The 16,699-nt window shown below is 39.5% G+C and carries 18 protein-coding genes; 11 read left to right on the top strand and 7 right to left on the bottom strand.

From position 1 onward, the window contains the following. A partial coding sequence (locus tag BLP81_RS09430) for an ISAon1 family transposase N-terminal region protein (RefSeq protein ID WP_093368221.1) occupies positions 1–272 on the bottom strand: 272 nt, incomplete at its 3' end. 204 nt (positions 273–476) lie between these two features. Between BLP81_RS09430 and BLP81_RS09435 the strand changes: the two genes are divergently transcribed. Genes BLP81_RS09435 through murA form a run of 3 tightly spaced genes read left to right on the top strand, consistent with a single transcriptional unit; the run spans position 477 to position 2,781 of the window. Beyond that, positions 477–773 carry a DUF493 family protein gene (locus tag BLP81_RS09435; RefSeq protein ID WP_093368222.1) on the top strand — a complete coding sequence of 99 codons (297 nt, stop codon included), beginning with the start codon at positions 477–479 and terminating at the stop codon, positions 771–773. Positions 774–825: 52 nt separating this feature from the next. Continuing rightward, positions 826–1,467 (top strand): DUF4290 domain-containing protein, encoded by a 642-nt coding sequence (locus BLP81_RS09440; protein WP_093368223.1) that lies wholly within the window; start codon positions 826–828, stop codon positions 1,465–1,467. Further along, entirely contained in the window at positions 1,468–2,781 is a 1,314-nt protein-coding gene (murA, locus tag BLP81_RS09445; RefSeq protein ID WP_093368224.1) for a UDP-N-acetylglucosamine 1-carboxyvinyltransferase, read from the top strand. 234 nt (positions 2,782–3,015) lie between these two features. Here murA and BLP81_RS09450 read toward each other — a convergent pair whose 3' ends face one another. After that, positions 3,016–3,426, bottom strand: coding sequence for a class I SAM-dependent methyltransferase (locus tag BLP81_RS09450; protein WP_093368225.1), 411 nt, complete (start codon positions 3,424–3,426; stop codon positions 3,016–3,018). A gap of 77 nt (positions 3,427–3,503) precedes the next feature. On the opposite strand from BLP81_RS09450, the gene BLP81_RS09455 reads away from it, so the two are divergent. The 3 genes from BLP81_RS09455 (at position 3,504) to BLP81_RS09465 (ending at position 6,764) form a co-directional block, all read left to right on the top strand. After that, a complete protein-coding gene (locus BLP81_RS09455) occupies positions 3,504–4,829 on the top strand; it encodes a DUF2254 domain-containing protein (RefSeq protein ID WP_093368226.1) in 1,326 nt (441 codons plus the stop codon). Between the two features lie 160 nt (positions 4,830–4,989). After that, a complete protein-coding gene (locus tag BLP81_RS09460; protein WP_093368227.1) occupies positions 4,990–5,442 on the top strand; it encodes a LexA family protein in 453 nt (150 codons plus the stop codon). Then, positions 5,442–6,764 (top strand): Y-family DNA polymerase, encoded by a 1,323-nt coding sequence (locus BLP81_RS09465; RefSeq protein ID WP_093368228.1) that lies wholly within the window; start codon positions 5,442–5,444, stop codon positions 6,762–6,764. The genes BLP81_RS09460 and BLP81_RS09465 overlap by 1 nt, the downstream gene beginning before the upstream one ends. Before the next feature lie 9 nt (positions 6,765–6,773). On the opposite strand, the gene BLP81_RS09470 is transcribed toward BLP81_RS09465, so the two are convergent. Both BLP81_RS09470 and BLP81_RS09475 read right to left on the bottom strand, forming a co-directional pair. Then, complete coding sequence (locus BLP81_RS09470) at positions 6,774–7,061, bottom strand: type II toxin-antitoxin system RelE/ParE family toxin (protein ID WP_093368229.1); 288 nt, start codon at positions 7,059–7,061, stop codon at positions 6,774–6,776. Continuing rightward, positions 7,054–7,293: a ribbon-helix-helix domain-containing protein gene (locus BLP81_RS09475; RefSeq protein ID WP_093368230.1), complete on the bottom strand. Its 240-nt coding sequence runs from the start codon at positions 7,291–7,293 to the stop codon at positions 7,054–7,056. The genes BLP81_RS09470 and BLP81_RS09475 overlap by 8 nt, the downstream gene beginning before the upstream one ends. 358 nt (positions 7,294–7,651) lie before the next feature. Here BLP81_RS09475 and ychF point away from each other — a divergent pair, with 358 nt between their 5' ends. The 5 genes from ychF to BLP81_RS09500 all read left to right on the top strand — a co-directional run bounded on the left by ychF (position 7,652) and on the right by BLP81_RS09500 (position 14,348). Continuing rightward, positions 7,652–8,746, top strand: coding sequence for a redox-regulated ATPase YchF (gene ychF / locus BLP81_RS09480; RefSeq protein ID WP_093368231.1), 1,095 nt, complete (start codon positions 7,652–7,654; stop codon positions 8,744–8,746). 304 nt (positions 8,747–9,050) lie between these two features. Beyond that, complete coding sequence (locus BLP81_RS09485) at positions 9,051–10,382, top strand: DEAD/DEAH box helicase (RefSeq protein ID WP_093368232.1); 1,332 nt, start codon at positions 9,051–9,053, stop codon at positions 10,380–10,382. 4 nt (positions 10,383–10,386) lie between these two features. Further along, the gene (locus BLP81_RS09490; RefSeq protein ID WP_093368233.1) at positions 10,387–11,703 is read left to right on the top strand and encodes a DEAD/DEAH box helicase; all 1,317 of its coding nucleotides are present in this window, start codon (positions 10,387–10,389) and stop codon (positions 11,701–11,703) included. A 165-nt stretch (positions 11,704–11,868) separates the two neighbouring features. Next, a complete protein-coding gene (locus BLP81_RS09495; RefSeq protein WP_093368234.1) occupies positions 11,869–13,680 on the top strand; it encodes an ABC transporter ATP-binding protein in 1,812 nt (603 codons plus the stop codon). Positions 13,681–13,901: 221 nt separating this feature from the next. Continuing rightward, positions 13,902–14,348 carry a KTSC domain-containing protein gene (locus BLP81_RS09500; protein WP_093368235.1) on the top strand — a complete coding sequence of 149 codons (447 nt, stop codon included), beginning with the start codon at positions 13,902–13,904 and terminating at the stop codon, positions 14,346–14,348. 153 nt (positions 14,349–14,501) lie between these two features. On the opposite strand, the gene BLP81_RS09505 is transcribed toward BLP81_RS09500, so the two are convergent. The 3 genes from BLP81_RS09505 to BLP81_RS09515 all read right to left on the bottom strand — a co-directional run bounded on the left by BLP81_RS09505 (position 14,502) and on the right by BLP81_RS09515 (position 16,668). Further along, on the bottom strand, positions 14,502–14,879 hold the full coding sequence (locus BLP81_RS09505; RefSeq protein WP_093368236.1) for a GxxExxY protein: 378 nt from the start codon (positions 14,877–14,879) through the stop codon (positions 14,502–14,504). A gap of 412 nt (positions 14,880–15,291) precedes the next feature. Further along, on the bottom strand, positions 15,292–16,032 hold the full coding sequence (locus BLP81_RS09510) for an acyl-CoA desaturase (RefSeq protein ID WP_093368237.1): 741 nt from the start codon (positions 16,030–16,032) through the stop codon (positions 15,292–15,294). A gap of 66 nt (positions 16,033–16,098) precedes the next feature. After that, complete coding sequence (locus tag BLP81_RS09515) at positions 16,099–16,668, bottom strand: Crp/Fnr family transcriptional regulator (RefSeq protein ID WP_093368349.1); 570 nt, start codon at positions 16,666–16,668, stop codon at positions 16,099–16,101. Positions 16,669–16,699 lie beyond the last annotated feature (31 nt).

The following is a 16,699-nucleotide window of genomic DNA, read 5'->3' on the forward strand; positions in this document are numbered from 1 at the left end:
TGGACAATTTCTTTAGTTGTTTTGTCCAGCCATCTACGTCGTTTTAAGTGAAGATATACCGTATTTCCACGCAATGGGAAGTCTTGGATGGTTATCTCTTTGTGAAAGCCATGGGCTGTTAACACACGGGAGATCTGTTCTGTGGGTGGCGTTTTACGCTCTTCAAAATAAAGATGTATGACTTCTCCGTTTTTAGTATTCCTTACCAGATCAAAATGAGTAATCAAAAGTTCAGGTAGGATGAGTTTGAGTAGGTCTAGATATGTGTCCAATGATTCTTTTTATTGACAAAAATCTAAATTCTATTTCAATTCACACACAACTTTTGAGATTGATCCCTTTTAAAACGGTTGATTTTCCTGTACTTGGGCCTCCTATCAGCAAATTTTTGACGGGTTTTGATTTAGACATAGATTATTACTACTAGAATTTATAAAAATAGGTAATAACAGTATATTTGCATAAAACTATTGAGAATGAAGTCCGATAAATCTTCTGATGAATTTTATAAAACATTGCGCAAAAGGCTCAAAAAAACAAGCGATTGGCCGGCTCCTTACTTATATAAATTTATTGTTCCCTCTTCAGATCAAAAAAATCTAGATCAACTGATCTCAATTTTCGACAATCTTGGAGCTGTTATTTCAACTAAAAAATCTTCAAAAGGCAAATATACCAGCGTTTCTATAAATGTCACACTAAAATCTCCGGATATTGTCATAGAAAAATATAAACAAGTAGGTGAAGAAATTGATAATGTGATTTCTCTGTAATCAGAGTGAAATTAAATGCTTATTTTGCAATTCTTATAAAAAACAAAGACCATTGATAACTTATCTCGAGTATAATTCTGAAAGAAACGAATTAAAAATTCCTGAATACGGAAGACATATCCAGAAAATGGTGGAGTATGCCAAAACCATTGAGGATGACGAAAAAAGAAATAATATTGCTAAAGGCATTGTAGATGTCATGGGTAATATGAATCCTCACCTGAGGGATGTTCCCGATTTTCAGCATAAATTATGGGATCAACTTTTTATCATCAGTAATTTCGAATTGGAGGTAGACTCTCCATTTCCGAAACCATCTCGTGATGAACTTTATGCCCGACCTGAGCCTTTGGCCTATCCTCAGAACTTTCCCAAATATAGATTTTATGGTAATAACATCAAGCGAATGATTGATGAAGCCATCAAAATTGAAGATGGTGAACTGAAAGACGGACTTATGTTCAATATTGCAAACCATATGAAAAAATGTTATTTGAACTGGAATAAAGACTCCGTTTCAGATAAAATTATTTTTGATCATCTGAGAGATCTGAGTAACGGGGAATTGGATTTGAAAGCCGATACAGAAGAACTGAGCGATGCTAATGCTTTGGTTAGACAGGTCAAAAAATATTCAAAACCTCAAAAGAAAAGTTTTAAAGGCAACAACCGCAACCGTAAACGAAAATACTAAATGGCTACTTTCCAAATAGAAGGAGGTCACCAACTCAAAGGTGAAATCCACCCCCAGGGCGCAAAAAACGAAGCTTTACAAATTCTGTGTGCTGTTTTATTAACTCCCGATGAAATTGTAATTCACAATGTTCCGGACATTCTTGATGTCAATAAATTGATTGGAATCTTAGGGAATCTTGGCGTTAAAATTCAAAAACTAGGCAAGGGAAGTTTTTCTTTTAAATCGGATGAGCTCAACCTGGATTACCTAGAAAGTCAGAAATTCAAAGAGGAAGGAAGTAGCCTCAGGGGTTCAATTATGATTGTTGGTCCACTTTTAGGTCGTTTTGGAAAGGGCTATATTCCGAGACCTGGTGGAGATAAAATCGGCAGAAGACGTCTGGATACACATTTTGGTGGATTTATAAATCTTGGTGCCAAATTTCGATATAATAAAGAAGAACGTTTTTATGGGGTAGAAGCCCCTGAAGGATTGAAAGGAGCAGAAATGCTTCTTGAAGAAGCCTCTGTAACGGGAACAGCAAATATTTTGATGGCTGCTGTTTTGGCTGAAGGAACCACTACAATTTATAATGCTGCCTGTGAACCTTACATACAGCAATTGTCCAAAATGTTAGTTTCAATGGGAGCTAAAATTGATGGCATCGGTTCAAATTTATTAAAAATTGAAGGTGTAAAAGAATTAACTGGCTGTACGCACAGAGTGCTGCCAGACATGATTGAAATAGGCTCATGGATTGGTCTAGCTGCTATGTCTCAAAGTGAGATCACCATCAAAAATGTAAGCTGGGAAAATCTGGGAATTATTCCGGTGACCTTTAGAAAGTTGGGAATTCAGTTAGAGAAACGGGGGGATGATATCTATATCCCCGCGCACACCGATGGTTACGAAGTCGCTAATTTTATCGATGGATCTATCATGAATATCAGCGATGCGCCCTGGCCAGGATTTACGCCAGATTTACTGAGTATTATGCTGGTGGTAGCTACCCAGGCGAGAGGGAGTGTTTTGATTCATCAAAAGATGTTTGAAAGCAGGCTTTTCTTTGTAGACAAACTCATTGACATGGGCGCAAAAATTATCCTTTGCGATCCTCACAGAGCTACGGTTATAGGTCATGATTTTGAATCTCAGCTGAAAGCAACCACGATGACAAGTCCCGACATAAGGGCTGGTATTTCATTGCTTATTGCCGCCTTATCGGCCAAAGGTACTTCTACCATTCATAATATCGAACAGATTGATCGTGGGTATGAAGATATCGATGGTCGTTTGAAAGCGATTGGAGCAAAAATTTATCGCCATGATTAATGCGTAAATCTTTAAGTTCTAAATCTTCGGAGTCTCAAACCTGTTAAGCTGACTTTAGACAGAGATCCGGGTGATTTTTTTATCGCTTTTCTAAATGATATATTATTTGTGAGAAAATGGCCAGAACTTTTGTTTTGGTCTTTTTTTTATGCTCAGATTCTGTTTATGAAACAAGTCTTCCCACTGCGTTTCAGATTTATTGGTATGAGGTATGGCCTTTAAATTCCATATTGACTAAAGAATCCATGACCAGGATAAATGTTTCATTACCCAGGAGGGATACACATCTTCCAGGACTATGATTTTCTTTTTGGAAACGCGAACCGCTTCATCAAAAACCTGTTCAGGATTTGGGCAATGATGTAAAACAGTGATCAACATAGAGGCATCAAAACTTTCGTTCTCAAGAGGAAGGCGGTAACCATCATAGACAATGGGTGTGATGTCACGGTAAACCGTTTTATCTGTAATATCCACAGCAGTAATTTCAAAATTATGCTGTGATAAATAATTTGCCAAACCACCGCTTACTGTCCCAACATCCACAATAGTTTTACTTTGATTTAAAAAATCGCCTATCAGCTTTGCTTTAGAGGCATTTCTGTGCTTATGTTTTAGACGAATGAAAATATTGTTGAGAGGCATTCTAAATTTTTATGCGATCTAAAAAGACCGGGCATAAACGCAGCAAAAAGTTTACATTTAAATTTTAAACAGAAATTATGGGGAAAATAACGTTTTTATGGCAGGAACTCAAAGGCAGTTTTTGGTTTGTGCCCATACTCATTATTGTTTTTTCTATTGGATTGGCAACTTTGCTGATTTACATAGACCGAACCGTTAACGCCAGTTCCATCAAATACCTGAGTTATATCCTTACTGAAAGTGCAGATTCTGCAAGAAGTATTTTATCCACCATTTCTGGCGCTATGATTGGCGTAGCAGGAACTGTATTTTCCATTACACTTGTTGCCTTAACCCTTGCTTCGTCTCAGTTTGGTCCACGTTTGCTTAAAAACTTTATGCACGAGCGCCTCAATCAGGTGGTTTTAGGAACTTATGTGTCTACCTATGCCTACTGCCTCATCGTTTTAAATGTTGTGAAAGACAATGAAGCTCAGGTTTTCATTCCCTCCTTATCGATCTTATTAGCCATTTTGGCTGCTATTGGGAATATTATTCTTTTAATCATTTTTATACATTCGATTTCGATTAGCATACAGGCAGACCATGTGGTCTCTGATATTTCTGTGACCTTAATGAAAAATATAGAGCGGATTTTTTCTGAAGAACTAGAAGATGAGGATCCTTCTTTTGAAAAAAACACTAAACCTTTAGACTATTATCTAAAGGACTTTTCATATTCTAAAACTCTGAAATCTCCTGAAAGCGGTTATTTACAGTATCTTCAAAATATATCTCTTTTCGAAGCAGCCAAGGAACACGACTATCTAATTGTTTCGCATCATAGAGTTGGTGGCTACATCGTAAAAGGTGAGCCTATTATTAGCGTTCATTCCAAAACTGAATTTACGGATGAATCCTCTATAAATTTTGAAAGCAATTATGTCCTGGGAAGTTCCAGAACTACTCAGCAGGATGCAGAACATTCTATTCACCAAATGGTGGAGATCGCTTGCCGCGCTTTATCTCCCGGTATAAACGATCCTTTTACAGCTATTGCCTGTGTAGATAATCTTACATCTACCTTATGTTACCTCACTCGCGTCAAATTTCCATCCAAATATAAATTTGATGAGGATGATGAGCTTCGGTATGTGTTTGAACCTTTAACCTATCAGGGCATGCTGGATGCGGCGTTTTTACAAATCCGACAGTTTTCCAAGGGCAGTCCTGCTGTTGTGATAAGACTTATGGAAGCCATGATCAAAATACACGATTATACCTCCTATAAGGTTTACAAAGAAGCGGTAAAAAAGCATGCAGAAATGATTTTGAAAGTCGCCGAAGATTCTTTTGAAGACAGCCATGATCTTGAAGATATGCGCGAGCGAAGCCGATGCATTTTGGATACTAATGAGGATTAAAACAGATTATAGTGGGTGATTTTTTTCTGCTGAACCTGCCTGCCTGTCCATGACTCGCAGGCAAATTCACCTTTAATAAAACATCAATTCTACGAATGTTAATTAACTTGGATATATTCCAATATTATGGAATATATCCTAAATTTGTAGAAAAAATACTATGCTACATTTGGTTCATCAGGCACATCGCGCTTTGGAAATCTATCCTCCAGACTTATCCAAAAGTCTGGATTTGCCATTTGTAAACCAAGGCATTAGTGCGGGGTTCCCCAGTCCTGCCGATGATTTTCTGGACATTAAAATTGATCTGAACAGGGAGTTTATCAAAAACCCTAATTCCACCTTTTATGCTCGCGTGCGTGGGAGTAGTATGCTAGGTGCAGGGCTTCGGGATGGAGATTTACTGATTATTGACAGAAGCCTGGAACCCGAAAACAAAAAGATTGCCGTGTGTTTTATCGATGGAGAGTTTACCGTTAAGCGCATCAAAAAGGAAAAAGACAATATCTGGCTTATGCCGGAGAACAAAGACTATCCGCCTATAAAGGTCGATGAAAGCAACGACTTTGTCATTTGGGGGGTGGTGACTACTGTTATCAAAAAAGTAGACTGATGTTTGCTTTGGTAGATTGCAATAATTTCTATGCGTCCTGTGAGCGGGTTTTTAATCCCAGTCTTCGCGACAAGCCCGTGGTGATTCTATCCAATAACGACGGCTGTGTGATTGCGCGAAGTAACGAGGCTAAAGCTTTGGGAATCCCTATGGGAGCACCTACGCACAAGTTTGAAAAGATATTCAAGCAGCATAAGGTTCAGGTGTTTTCTTCCAATTATGCCCTGTACGGAGATATGAGTGCTAGAGTCATGAATATTTTGTCAACTTTTACACCAGACATTGAAATTTACAGTATCGATGAGTCGTTTTTGGAATTTACGGGCTTTGGGAATTACAACATGCAGGCCTACTGTGAAAAGATGAAGTATGTGGTCGAAAAATCAACAGGTATTCCCATAAGTATTGGCCTGGCGCCTACAAAAGCCTTGAGTAAAATAGCCAATCGCATTGCTAAAAAGTTTCCCGAACGTACCAAAGGTGTCTTTGTTATGAAAGATGATAGTGCCCGGATAAAAGCTTTGAAATGGCTGAAAATCGAAGACGTTTGGGGCATTGGTCGTCAGCATGCCCTGCGTCTTAAAAAACACAATATCCACACGGCCTATAGCTTTTCTGAACTCCCCGACGACTGGGTAAGAAAGCAAATGAGCGTCGTCGGTCTGCGACTCAAAAAAGAACTGCAGGGCCGACGGACGCTGGAGCTGGAAACCCCTGCCCATAAAAAAGCCATCGCTACTACGCGTTCATTTGATAAGCAGTACAAAGAATTTGGCTACATCCGGGAGCGGGTGAGTAGTTTTGCCATCAAATCGGCAGAGAAATTGAGAAGGCAGAGGAGTTGCTGCCAGATGGTGTACGTGTTTTTAAAAACCAATAAATTTCGGCAGGATTTACCGCAGTATCAAAACAGTATTGTCGTGCAAACGGGTTATCCGACTAATTCCAGTATAGATCTTGTCAAATTTGCCGTAGAAGGACTTAAGAAGATTTATCATCCTGATTACTACTATAAAAAAGCGGGAGTCATCGTAATGGGCCTGGTGCCTGAAGACCAACGACAACTGGCGTTTTTTACGGCAGAAAATCCAAAGCATAAAGAGCTGATGCAGAAGATCGACAGGCTAAATGGTGTCTATGGTACAGGCGCTGTACGCCTGGGGAGTCAGGATTTGGGCAGGGTCTGGAAAATGCGTAGAGAACGGCTTTCTCAGGCTTATACCACAAATCTAAACCATGTGATAGAAGTGAAAGTAGGCAAGGAAGAGAAGGACAAAGCCAAAAGCGATAACAATTCTGAAAGGTTTGTGGGTTTATTTTAAACTAAGAAATTATAAAATATTACTCAAATCTTGCTTGCCAATGATAGTCATTATCTCAACAGTATCATTATTTATTCTATAGTAGATACTATCAGATCCACAGACACAGCGTCTGTATCCTTTCTTGATGAAGTCAACAGATTCAAATGAAAAGGGGTGTTTGGAAATAATCTCAAAATACTCAAAGAAAGAATCAAAATATTTATCAGCTTGAGTCAATCCGAATTTTCGAACACCAAACTGATGAATTCTTATCAAATCATCTTTCGCAACACGACTTAATTTATAATTAGCCATTTAGCGAAGACTTAGATTCTGCTAATATTTGTGCCTTAGTAGCATTGGTAAATCCGCTATTTTCAGCTTTTTCAAGCTTGGCCTGAATCCAATTCACTTGAACTTGCTGATTTCTGGCTTGGCGAATCAAATCGTTAATGAGTTCACTTTTGCTAGAGTATTCCTTACTTTCTACTTGATTTTTTAACCAGTCATCGTTGGGTTCTGTAAGTGAAATACTTTGTCTGCTCATAATTAAAACATTTGATGCAAATTTACACCAAATTAGCACCAAATAAAAAGTTTTTTAACTATTTGATATACTTCAAGAATTTGATATTAATTTGAAACAGGATTGACTTGGGTTAGGCTAACAGCTCTTAAAACTTTCGTGATTTGAAATTCACCTTAAAGCCTTCAGTCAAAACCTTTACGGCCCGGACGGAGGAACAAATGAACGCCGTACTTCAAGCTAACCGGTATGTATCCTGAAGATTTTCAGTATCAAAATCAAAAGAAAAAATAATCCTGAATTTGCCAATTGCAAATCGAATGTAGTATGCTCAAAAAAGCTTAGCTTTGCAGCTTGAAAAAATTGAAGAATACTTGATATGAAAGCAGGAATTGTAGGCTTACCCAACGTAGGAAAATCGACTTTATTTAACTCGCTCTCCAATGCCAAGGCGCAGAGTGCGAACTTTCCATTTTGTACGATAGAGCCCAATATCGGGGTGGTAAACGTGCCGGATCCACGTCTTGAGATGCTGGAATCCCTTGTAAATCCTGAGCGTGTGGTGCCTGCAACTGTGGATATTGTGGATATTGCCGGCCTTGTAAAAGGAGCAAGTAAAGGTGAGGGCTTAGGCAATCAATTTCTTGGAAACATACGAGAAACCGATGCGATTTTGCACGTCTTGCGTTGTTTTGACGATGATAATGTGGTTCATGTGGATGGGAATATCGACCCGATACGGGATAAAGAAACCATCGATATTGAACTGCAGTTGAAAGATTTGGAATCGGTGGAGAAAAAAATGGATAAAACCAAGCGTGCCGCAAAAACCGGGAACAAGGAAGCGCAACGCGAATTTGCAGTTTTAGAACAATTGAAGACGGGTCTGGAAAGCGGAACTTCCGTACGAGCACTAACGATTACTGAGGAGGACAGAACTGATTTTGTTAAACCGATGCAGCTGATTACCGACAAACCTGTGATGTATGTATGCAATGTGGACGAAGGTTCTGCAGTGTCCGGAAATGCACATGTGGATCGTGTAAAAGAGGCTGTAAAGGATGAAAACGCCGAGGTTTTGGTACTTGCTGTTGGCATTGAAGCCGATATTGCTGAGCTGGATGATTATGAAGAGCGGCAACTATTTCTTGAGGATATTGGCCTTGAAGAAGCCGGGGCCGGAAAGTTGATCCGTTCGGCTTACAGGCTGCTAAATCAGCAAACCTATTTTACCGCCGGTAAAAAAGAAGTACGGGCCTGGACGGTGAGAGTGGGTGCAACTGCTCCACAGGCAGCAGGAGTGATCCATACGGATTTTGAACGTGGTTTTATTCGTGCAGAAGTCATTAAATATGACGATTTTGTGCATTACGGCAGTGAAGCTAAGGTGCGCGATGCAGGAAAACTGAATGTGGAAGGCAAAGAATATATCGTAAAAGACGGCGATATCATGAATTTTAGGTTTAATGTTTAATGAGTAGTCAGTATTAAGTAATAAGTATTGAGTAATTATTATGATGACAGTACTATCTTTACTTGCTATGTCATACTGTCCCTAAGCTTCGGGATCAGGGTCCAAGTTCTCTCTAATGAAGATGCTGACGTAAATTCAGCATGACAAGATTATAGATTCATAGGCACTGACTCAGTTCGTTAAACTCAATCTCAAGTGTAACTTCTGAAAAACAGAAAACCAATAACTGCCTCCTGCTTAGATTCATAATTAACCTGAAGGTTTTTTAAGACTTGCAAAGCCTTACCTTTGCAAAAATTTCCCCATGTCAAAGCAGTTTTCAGAATTAAACATAGATGAGTCCTTACTAAAAAGTTTAGCGGACTTACAGATCAGCATACCTACAGAGGTTCAGCAGAAAACCATACCCAGTATTTTACATCAAACCGAAGATCTCGTGGTTTTATCCAAAACGGGAACAGGGAAAACAGCGGCGTATGGTTTACCCTTACTTCACTTACTCAGGTTAAGAACTTCTGAGATGCAGGTGCTTATACTGGCTCCCACCAGAGAACTCGCTCAGCAGATTCATGAGCAGCTAATTGCATTTGCTCAGTATTCCGATCTATTGCATATGGTCTGTTTAACCGGCGGAACGCCTGTAAAACCTCAAGTAGAAGCGCTAAAGCAGGCACCCGCGCTTATTGTGGCTACACCTGGCCGTTTATTGGATCTTGTAAAACGAGAGGCTATAGATTTGAGCCGCATTACACATTTGGTTTTAGATGAAGCCGACGAAATGCTGAGTGCTCTGAAGACAGAAATGGATTCAATCCTTAAAATTCTGCCTAAAACGAGAAGAACTTTCCTGTTTACAGCTACGCTTCCGGGAAGCCTTAAGCAAATCGTACAAAACTCCATGTCCCCGGATGTACTCCAAATCAATTCAGAGATGTCCACCCTAGGTCATCAGGGGATTGAACATCATTATGTCGTTGTCGAACCCATAGAAAAGCTGGAGGTGTTATTGCATTTTTTAAATTCCAGAGCAGGGGAGAGAGGTATCATTTTTTGTAAGACTAAAGCGGCGGTCAATAAACTGGCGAAAAAACTGGCCATCAATAAATTTTCATCGGGAGCCATTCACGGGAGTCTTACCCAGGGGATAAGGGACCGTATTTTAGGACAGTTTAGGGAGGGTCATATTGATATATTGGTCGCTACCGATCTCGCCGCTCGGGGTATTGATGTAAAAGCGGTATCCTTTGTGGTCAATTACCACTTACCGGATACCTGCGAAGCCTATGTTCACAGGAGCGGGCGTACTGCCAGAGCAGGAGCAGAAGGACTATCATTTACGGTGTTACAGCAAGATGAAGTCGTGGAAGTGGCTAAATTTAAAAATGAATTAGGCATAACCTTTCATCAAGTGCCAAAAGCAGATCCTCAAAGTCTTGAAGAAAACAATGCCTTATTATGGGCTAAAAAGGTATTCAAAACCAAACCCAATCGGGAGGTCTCTTCCGAATTAAAATCAAAAATCCAAACGGTGTTTCATCATTTGACCAAAGAAGAGCTCATCGATAAAGTACTTGCCTATGAGTTGAAGCAGGCAAAGACTGAGCATACATCCACTGAACCTACTAAAAAACAATAAGCTTATGGCCAATTCTATAAAGTCACAGGAAGAGATTTTACAAAAACTAAATATACAGATATTGAACCCTATGCAGGCGGAAGCTATTCCTTTAATCGAAAGCAAAGCGAATACCCTGCTGTTGTCGCCAACAGGAACCGGCAAAACCTTAGCCTTTTCATTGCCTTTAATGAATATGCTGGATCCGGAATCTCCTGAAGTTCAGGCTTTAATTTTGGTGCCTTCCAGAGAACTGGCTATTCAAATTGAACAAGTGATACGTTCGATGGGATCCGGTTATAAAGTCAATGCGGTGTACGGGGGCAGACCTGTGTCCAAGGATAAAATAGAAATCAAACACAATCCTGCTATTCTTATTGGAACACCGGGAAGAATTTTAGATCATTTTAACCGCGATAACTTTTCTAAAGCAAGTATAAAAACCCTTGTTCTGGATGAGTTTGATAAATCTTTGGAAGTCGGCTTTGAAGAAGACATGAAGTCGATTTTAAGTCAGTTGCCCAACCTCTCCAGGCGGGTTTTGACCTCGGCTACCCAGGGGGTTAAAATTCCGAATTTCGTCAATTTGGATAAACCCACTATAGTTAACTATTTAGATCAAAAAAACAAGTCTAAATTAAGCCTTAGAACTGTGATTTCTCCAAGCCAAAACAAATTAAAAACCCTGGTAGAACTGGTCCGGCATTTGGGCAATAGTCAGGGCATTGTCTTTTGTAATTTGAGAGAAAGCATAGATAATGTGAGTGCTTATCTTAGTCAGCATCACATCAGCCACACCTGTTTTTCAGGGATGATGGAGCAGAAAGACCGGGAACGGGCGTTGATTAAATTTAGAAATGGAAGCGCACAGCTGTTGGTGGCTACCGACCTGGCTGCTCGAGGAATCGATATTCCGGAAATGCAATTCATTATCCACTACGAGCTCCCGCGTCATGAGGAAGAATTTATTCACAGAAATGGGAGAACAGCCAGAGTAGATGCTAAAGGAACGGCCTATATCTTAAAGTGGGAACGCGAGGCTTTACCTGAATTTATTGGTAAGGTGAGCAGTGCCGATATTTCCAAAAAAGCAGTCCTGAAACCCAGGCATTGGGAAACCCTGTTTATTTCCGGAGGCCGCAGAGATAAGATTTCAAAAGGAGATATTGCCGGATTGTTTTTTAAACAAGGCGGACTGCATCAGGATCAGCTAGGCACGATAGAACTAAAACCCGATTGTGCTTTTGTAGGGGTTCCTTCACATTTGGCCGATACGCTGGTTGATAAATTGAATAACTCCAGATTGAAAACTAAAAAAGTGCGCATCAGGGTTCTTGACTGATGGTAGAAATAGAGAGAAAAGAACCAGGAACTAAGAGAAAGGACTATTTGACAGTAGTGATAAATTCAAATAAACAGTCACTCAAAACTATTAATAAAGAACTGAAAACTGTCAACTATTTAACTTGAGACTATTCTCCTATCTTTGTTACCTTAAACTCAATACATGGCTAAAGCTCGCGAGAAAAAAAGCAATTTTGCATCTCTTAAATTTATTCCCCGATTTTTAAGCAAGGTGTATCACACGCACCCCGGGCTTTTTATAGCAAACGTCCTCCTAAGGCTCCTCAAATCCTTGATTCCAATTGCCTTGTTATGGGTGGGTAAGGAAATCATCGATGAAGTCATTCTGCAAGTGGATCTTGACAATAAGGACTTAACGGGTCTGTACTGGTTAATCGGTATCGAATTGGTTCTGGCGATTTTCAGTGATGTATTTAATCGATTGATTGCCCTTACCGACGGCCTTTTGGGCGATTTATATTCCAATTCATCTTCTATAGAACTCATCCAGAAAACAGCCAAAGTGGAACTGGCCAGTCTGGAAGATTCCGAGTTTTACGATAAACTCGAGCGTGCGCGACAGCAAACCACCAGTCGAGTCACGTTGATGTCCAATGTACTGGCACAGATTCAGGACCTTATTACCATCATTTCACTGGTTACAGGCTTGATTTACTTTTACCCTATTCTGATTGTGCTGCTGGTCATTTCTATTATTCCCTCTTTTATCAATGAATTGAAATACAGCCAGTCCAGCTATTCTCTGCAAAAGAGCTGGACCCCGGAACGGCGTGAGCTCGATTATATGCGAATGATTGGGGCAAGCGATGTGACTGCCAAGGAAATCAAATTGTTTGGTCTGGCAGATTTTATCAGTAATACCTTTAAACGGATTTCAGATAAATACTACAAAGCCAACAAAAAGCTCTCTATCAAAAAAAGCCTGTGGGGTGGTACGTTTCATGTTTTTGGAGACCTGGCTTATTACGGGGCCTATGTGTTTATCGTCCTGAAAGCCGTTGCCGGATTTGTGACTATCGGGGACTTAACATTCCTGGCCGGTTCTTTTAGCCGACTTCGAAGTCAGCTGCAAACTGTGTTTTCAAGATTTTCGAACATCACAGAAAGCGCGATGTATCTCCAGGATTATTTTGAGTTTATCGATATGGATTTCAGCGGTGATCATCCGGAGCAGTATCGCGAGGGACGAACCGAGTTTGAACACAGCATTCGGTTTGAAAATGTAAGCTTCCATTATCCAGGTTCAGAAAAAAATGTACTGACCAATATTTCTTTTGAATTGATCAAAGGCGAAAAACTTGCGCTGGTAGGGGAGAACGGTGCCGGAAAAACAACGCTGATCAAATTATTGCTGAGATTATACGATCCTACTAAAGGTCAGATATTGATGGATGGCGTTCCTGTTCAGGAGTATCGTAAACCGGATTACCAGAAGATGCTGGGTGCTATCTTTCAGGATTTTGTCAAGTATTACCTAACGGCTAAAATCAATATAGCGGTAGGAAATATCGATGAAGAGCATAATCTGGATAAAATCAAAAATGCCGCCGTGCAAAGTCTGGCCAACGATGTCATAGAAAGTCTGCCCGAAGGATATGATCAGGGACTAGGCAGGCGTTTTCGAAAAGGAGCAGAACTTTCCGGCGGGCAGTGGCAGAAAATAGCTCTCGCCAGAGCCTATATGTCGGATGCACCGATTATTATTCTAGATGAACCTACTTCTGCTTTGGATGCACGGGCGGAATCTGAAGTCTTTCAGCGGTTTATTGGTCTTACTGAAGACCGGACCAGTATTATTATTTCTCATCGCTTTTCTACGGTAAGAATGGCTGACCGAATTTTAGTCTTACAAAACGGTCAGATCCTGGAGATTGGAACACACGAAGAATTACTGGCCAAACCACAGTTGTATGCAGAACTGTTTGAGTTACAGGCTGAAGGTTATCGGGAGTAACTTGAAATGGGTTTTATTTGAAATTCACCCCTTGCTGCAGATTCCATTTTCTGTTTTCCGGCAAAAGATCCATTTTAAACTCGATTAAAATCATAATCATCTCATTTTCATTGATTTGAGTTCGCTGGCATTATTTCAATCTGGCCGTAAAGTTTATGTTTTTCGTCTGCTATTAAAGCCTACTTTTGCCAACTTATTTGATATAGAATTAAAATTTCCGAATGAAACGCATTGGTGAATACAAAAAACTCTTTGGAGTTGAAAAAGACATTGAATTAAAATCTTTGAAAAAGGCCTACCGTAACCTGGTAAAGGAATGGCATCCCGATAAATTTCAGGCAGGTGACGAACGTCAGGCTGAAGCTGAAATCCAAAGTAGAAAAATCATTGATGGCTATCACTTTTTAGTCAGTATTGCTCCAGAAACTATCTTAGCTAACGCCGATCAGTATGCAGAAAGCATAAGCTCTGGTATTGCAGATTTTCAGCATAAAGGCAATTTACTGGAAATCACTTTTATGGATGGAACAACTTATGAATACTTTGGTGTTACCAAACCTGTCTTCATCAAAATGATCAACAGCTCTAAGCTGAATCGCTTTGCCAAACGCTCTATTTATCCAAATTATACCTTCAGAATGGCTAAGCGAGAAAATGTGGAGGCTTAGATTTCTAATTTTTATTAAAGTAAAATAACCATAAAACCAGCCTGCGCTTCACTTTGGAAGGCAGGGGCCCTGAGTTCGCAAAGAAAAAAACTCTGCGTTCTCTGCGACTCCGCGGTTATCTCTTTTTCGGATTCTGAATTCATAAAAGCTCAATTATAGTTTATTTACTATTCTTTTTAAACCATTTTTCAACAGCACCTGATTGAAATTAATAAACAATCCTAATCTTAAATCTTTTAATTTTAGATAAGTAAGTAATTGAGCCGTGTGTATATCAGCTAAAGCATCAACACTTTTAATTTCTATGATAACTTTATTTTCTACTAATAGATCTATTCTATAGCCTGCATTAAGCTTAACTTCTTTATAGATAACTGGTAAAGCTAATTGATGTTGCACACTTAAACCCGCTTGTCTAAGTTCATAGGCTAAACAAGTTTCATAAGTGCTTTCTAAAAGACCAGGACCTAATTGCTTATGCACCTCCAGTGCTGCTCCTATTATTTTACTAGCAAAATCATTTTCGTGCATGGTTTAAAAATTTGAGAACTATCAAATTTATAGATAATATTTAAAAAATTTATTGTCTATTAAATGCACAAAAGATAATTTGCGCCGCAAACCTGCCTGTGTTTTACTTTAGAAGGCAGGGTCACAGAGGCCAATTAAGGAAAATATAATCCTTAAAACACTAATATTCAATAATTTAAGTCCTGTTTTTCATAAATTAGGGCTAATTCGAGTCCCTTAAGATGTAAAACGTACTAAGATTTCACAGGTCTTAAAGACCTGTGAGGTCTGGTGTTAATTCATTTAAAAGTGATAATTACTTCAATATGAAGGCATACCCTTTGCCTGCAGGCATTTCCCTCAAAGAGAAAACAGATGAAATGACTATTAGAATTTAAAATGGATTGCATTTAGACATAGTCCGCAAAATCTATCAGTCCCTAACTTTTATAGGCTTCAATTGTATAAGGCCTAAAGCATCCAGGACTCTTATAATTAAATACGTGATATCGATTTCATACCACTTTTCACCGAAATTGGCACGGCTTGCATATTTATGATGGTTGTTGTGGTAACCTTCACCCATCATTAAAAAATCAAAGCGAAAGAGGTTTTTGCTGGTGTTTTTCATTTGGTGGTTTACATAACCAAAAATATGACCAAACCAGTTGATAATGACGCCATGAATCGGCGCCATCATAAAGGTTACCGGCAATAATGCCCATTCCCACCAGGTCGTTGCAAAAAACGCAAAGAAAGCAATATAGGCTGAAACCCAAAACAGACGGGATAGTCTGGAACTGGCAAACAAGTCAAAGCTTTCCCATTGAGGTACATTTTTGGTAAATCGCTGATCTACAGCTGTCTTTTGCGTATTGATATCCTGGTAGATTTTTTTGGTCTTCCACATCATCGCAAACAAGTTAGGATCATGAGAAGGGGAATGGGGATCCTTTTCAGTATCGGTATAAGCATGGTGCATGCGGTGCATGATACCATAACCATAGGCACTCAAATAACTGGGGCCCTGAAAAATCCAGGTTAGTACATAGGTGAGACGTTCCATAAACTTAGACATCGTAAACACCTGATGAGCTGCATAGCGATGTAGAAAGAACGATTGAAAAAACAAACCGCTATACCAGAGTACGGCGACGAAAAGAATAATCCACATAATTTTTTATGCAAAGGTAGGGGCTTATCAACCTGAATACAATGAACCTAGATCAATAAATAAAGCTCAAAGCCGCTTTCTTATTCGGCTTAAGGCTTGTGAAGTCACCCCTATATAGGAGCTGATGTATTTCAAAGGGACTTCTTTCAAAAGTTCGGGACGTTCTTTGAATAAATTTAAATACCGCTCTTTTGCAGAAAGGTTGAGCAGGTTTTGCTCCCGTTTAGATTTAATCAAAAAAAGACGTTCTGCAGTGAGCCGACCGATGAGATTTCCAATCTGGGTGTGTTTATAAACTAGCTGCAAATCTTCGTAAGTGATGCTCATCATTTTCGTATCCGATAGGGTTTGCAACTGGTAGGCCGAGGGTTTCCGGGTTAGAAACGAATCATAGGCACTTACAAATTCGTCTTTAAAACAAAAACCAAAGGTGATTTCCTTATCGGGATCTTCTTTGGGAATGTACAAACGAACAACTCCCGATTCTATAAAGGAGATGTGATTTTCAACCTCGTTTAGCTTTAAAAAATCAGTCTTTTTGGGAAAGGAGCGGGCGTGTAGTTTTGAAGTGAAATAGTCCCAGTCCGCTGGGGAAATGTCAACAATTTGATTTAAAAAGGCTTTGATTTGTTCCACAGTATTGAATCCGAATTTGAAATATAAATAT

Source organism: Psychroflexus sediminis (assembly GCF_900099815.1).
Classification (GTDB): domain Bacteria; phylum Bacteroidota; class Bacteroidia; order Flavobacteriales; family Flavobacteriaceae; genus Psychroflexus; species Psychroflexus sediminis.

Bases quoted from the DNA above. Each gene is read 5' to 3' on its own strand.
- BLP81_RS09435 (WP_093368222.1), top strand. From the start codon at position 477: ATGAAGTCCGATAAATCTTCTGATGAATTTTATAAAACATTGCGCAAA.
- murA (WP_093368224.1), top strand. From the start codon at position 1,468: ATGGCTACTTTCCAAATAGAAGGAGGTCACCAACTCAAAGGTGAAATC.
- BLP81_RS09450 (WP_093368225.1), bottom strand. From the start codon at position 3,426: ATGCCTCTCAACAATATTTTCATTCGTCTAAAACATAAGCACAGAAAT.
- BLP81_RS09455 (WP_093368226.1), top strand. From the start codon at position 3,504: ATGGGGAAAATAACGTTTTTATGGCAGGAACTCAAAGGCAGTTTTTGG.
- BLP81_RS09460 (WP_093368227.1), top strand. From the start codon at position 4,990: ATGCTACATTTGGTTCATCAGGCACATCGCGCTTTGGAAATCTATCCT.
- BLP81_RS09465 (WP_093368228.1), top strand. From the start codon at position 5,442: ATGTTTGCTTTGGTAGATTGCAATAATTTCTATGCGTCCTGTGAGCGG.
- BLP81_RS09470 (WP_093368229.1), bottom strand. From the start codon at position 7,061: ATGGCTAATTATAAATTAAGTCGTGTTGCGAAAGATGATTTGATAAGA.
- BLP81_RS09475 (WP_093368230.1), bottom strand. From the start codon at position 7,293: ATGAGCAGACAAAGTATTTCACTTACAGAACCCAACGATGACTGGTTA.
- ychF (WP_093368231.1), top strand. From the start codon at position 7,652: ATGAAAGCAGGAATTGTAGGCTTACCCAACGTAGGAAAATCGACTTTA.
- BLP81_RS09485 (WP_093368232.1), top strand. From the start codon at position 9,051: ATGTCAAAGCAGTTTTCAGAATTAAACATAGATGAGTCCTTACTAAAA.
- BLP81_RS09490 (WP_093368233.1), top strand. From the start codon at position 10,387: ATGGCCAATTCTATAAAGTCACAGGAAGAGATTTTACAAAAACTAAAT.
- BLP81_RS09495 (WP_093368234.1), top strand. From the start codon at position 11,869: ATGGCTAAAGCTCGCGAGAAAAAAAGCAATTTTGCATCTCTTAAATTT.
- BLP81_RS09500 (WP_093368235.1), top strand. From the start codon at position 13,902: ATGAAACGCATTGGTGAATACAAAAAACTCTTTGGAGTTGAAAAAGAC.
- BLP81_RS09505 (WP_093368236.1), bottom strand. From the start codon at position 14,879: ATGCACGAAAATGATTTTGCTAGTAAAATAATAGGAGCAGCACTGGAG.
- BLP81_RS09510 (WP_093368237.1), bottom strand. From the start codon at position 16,032: ATGTGGATTATTCTTTTCGTCGCCGTACTCTGGTATAGCGGTTTGTTT.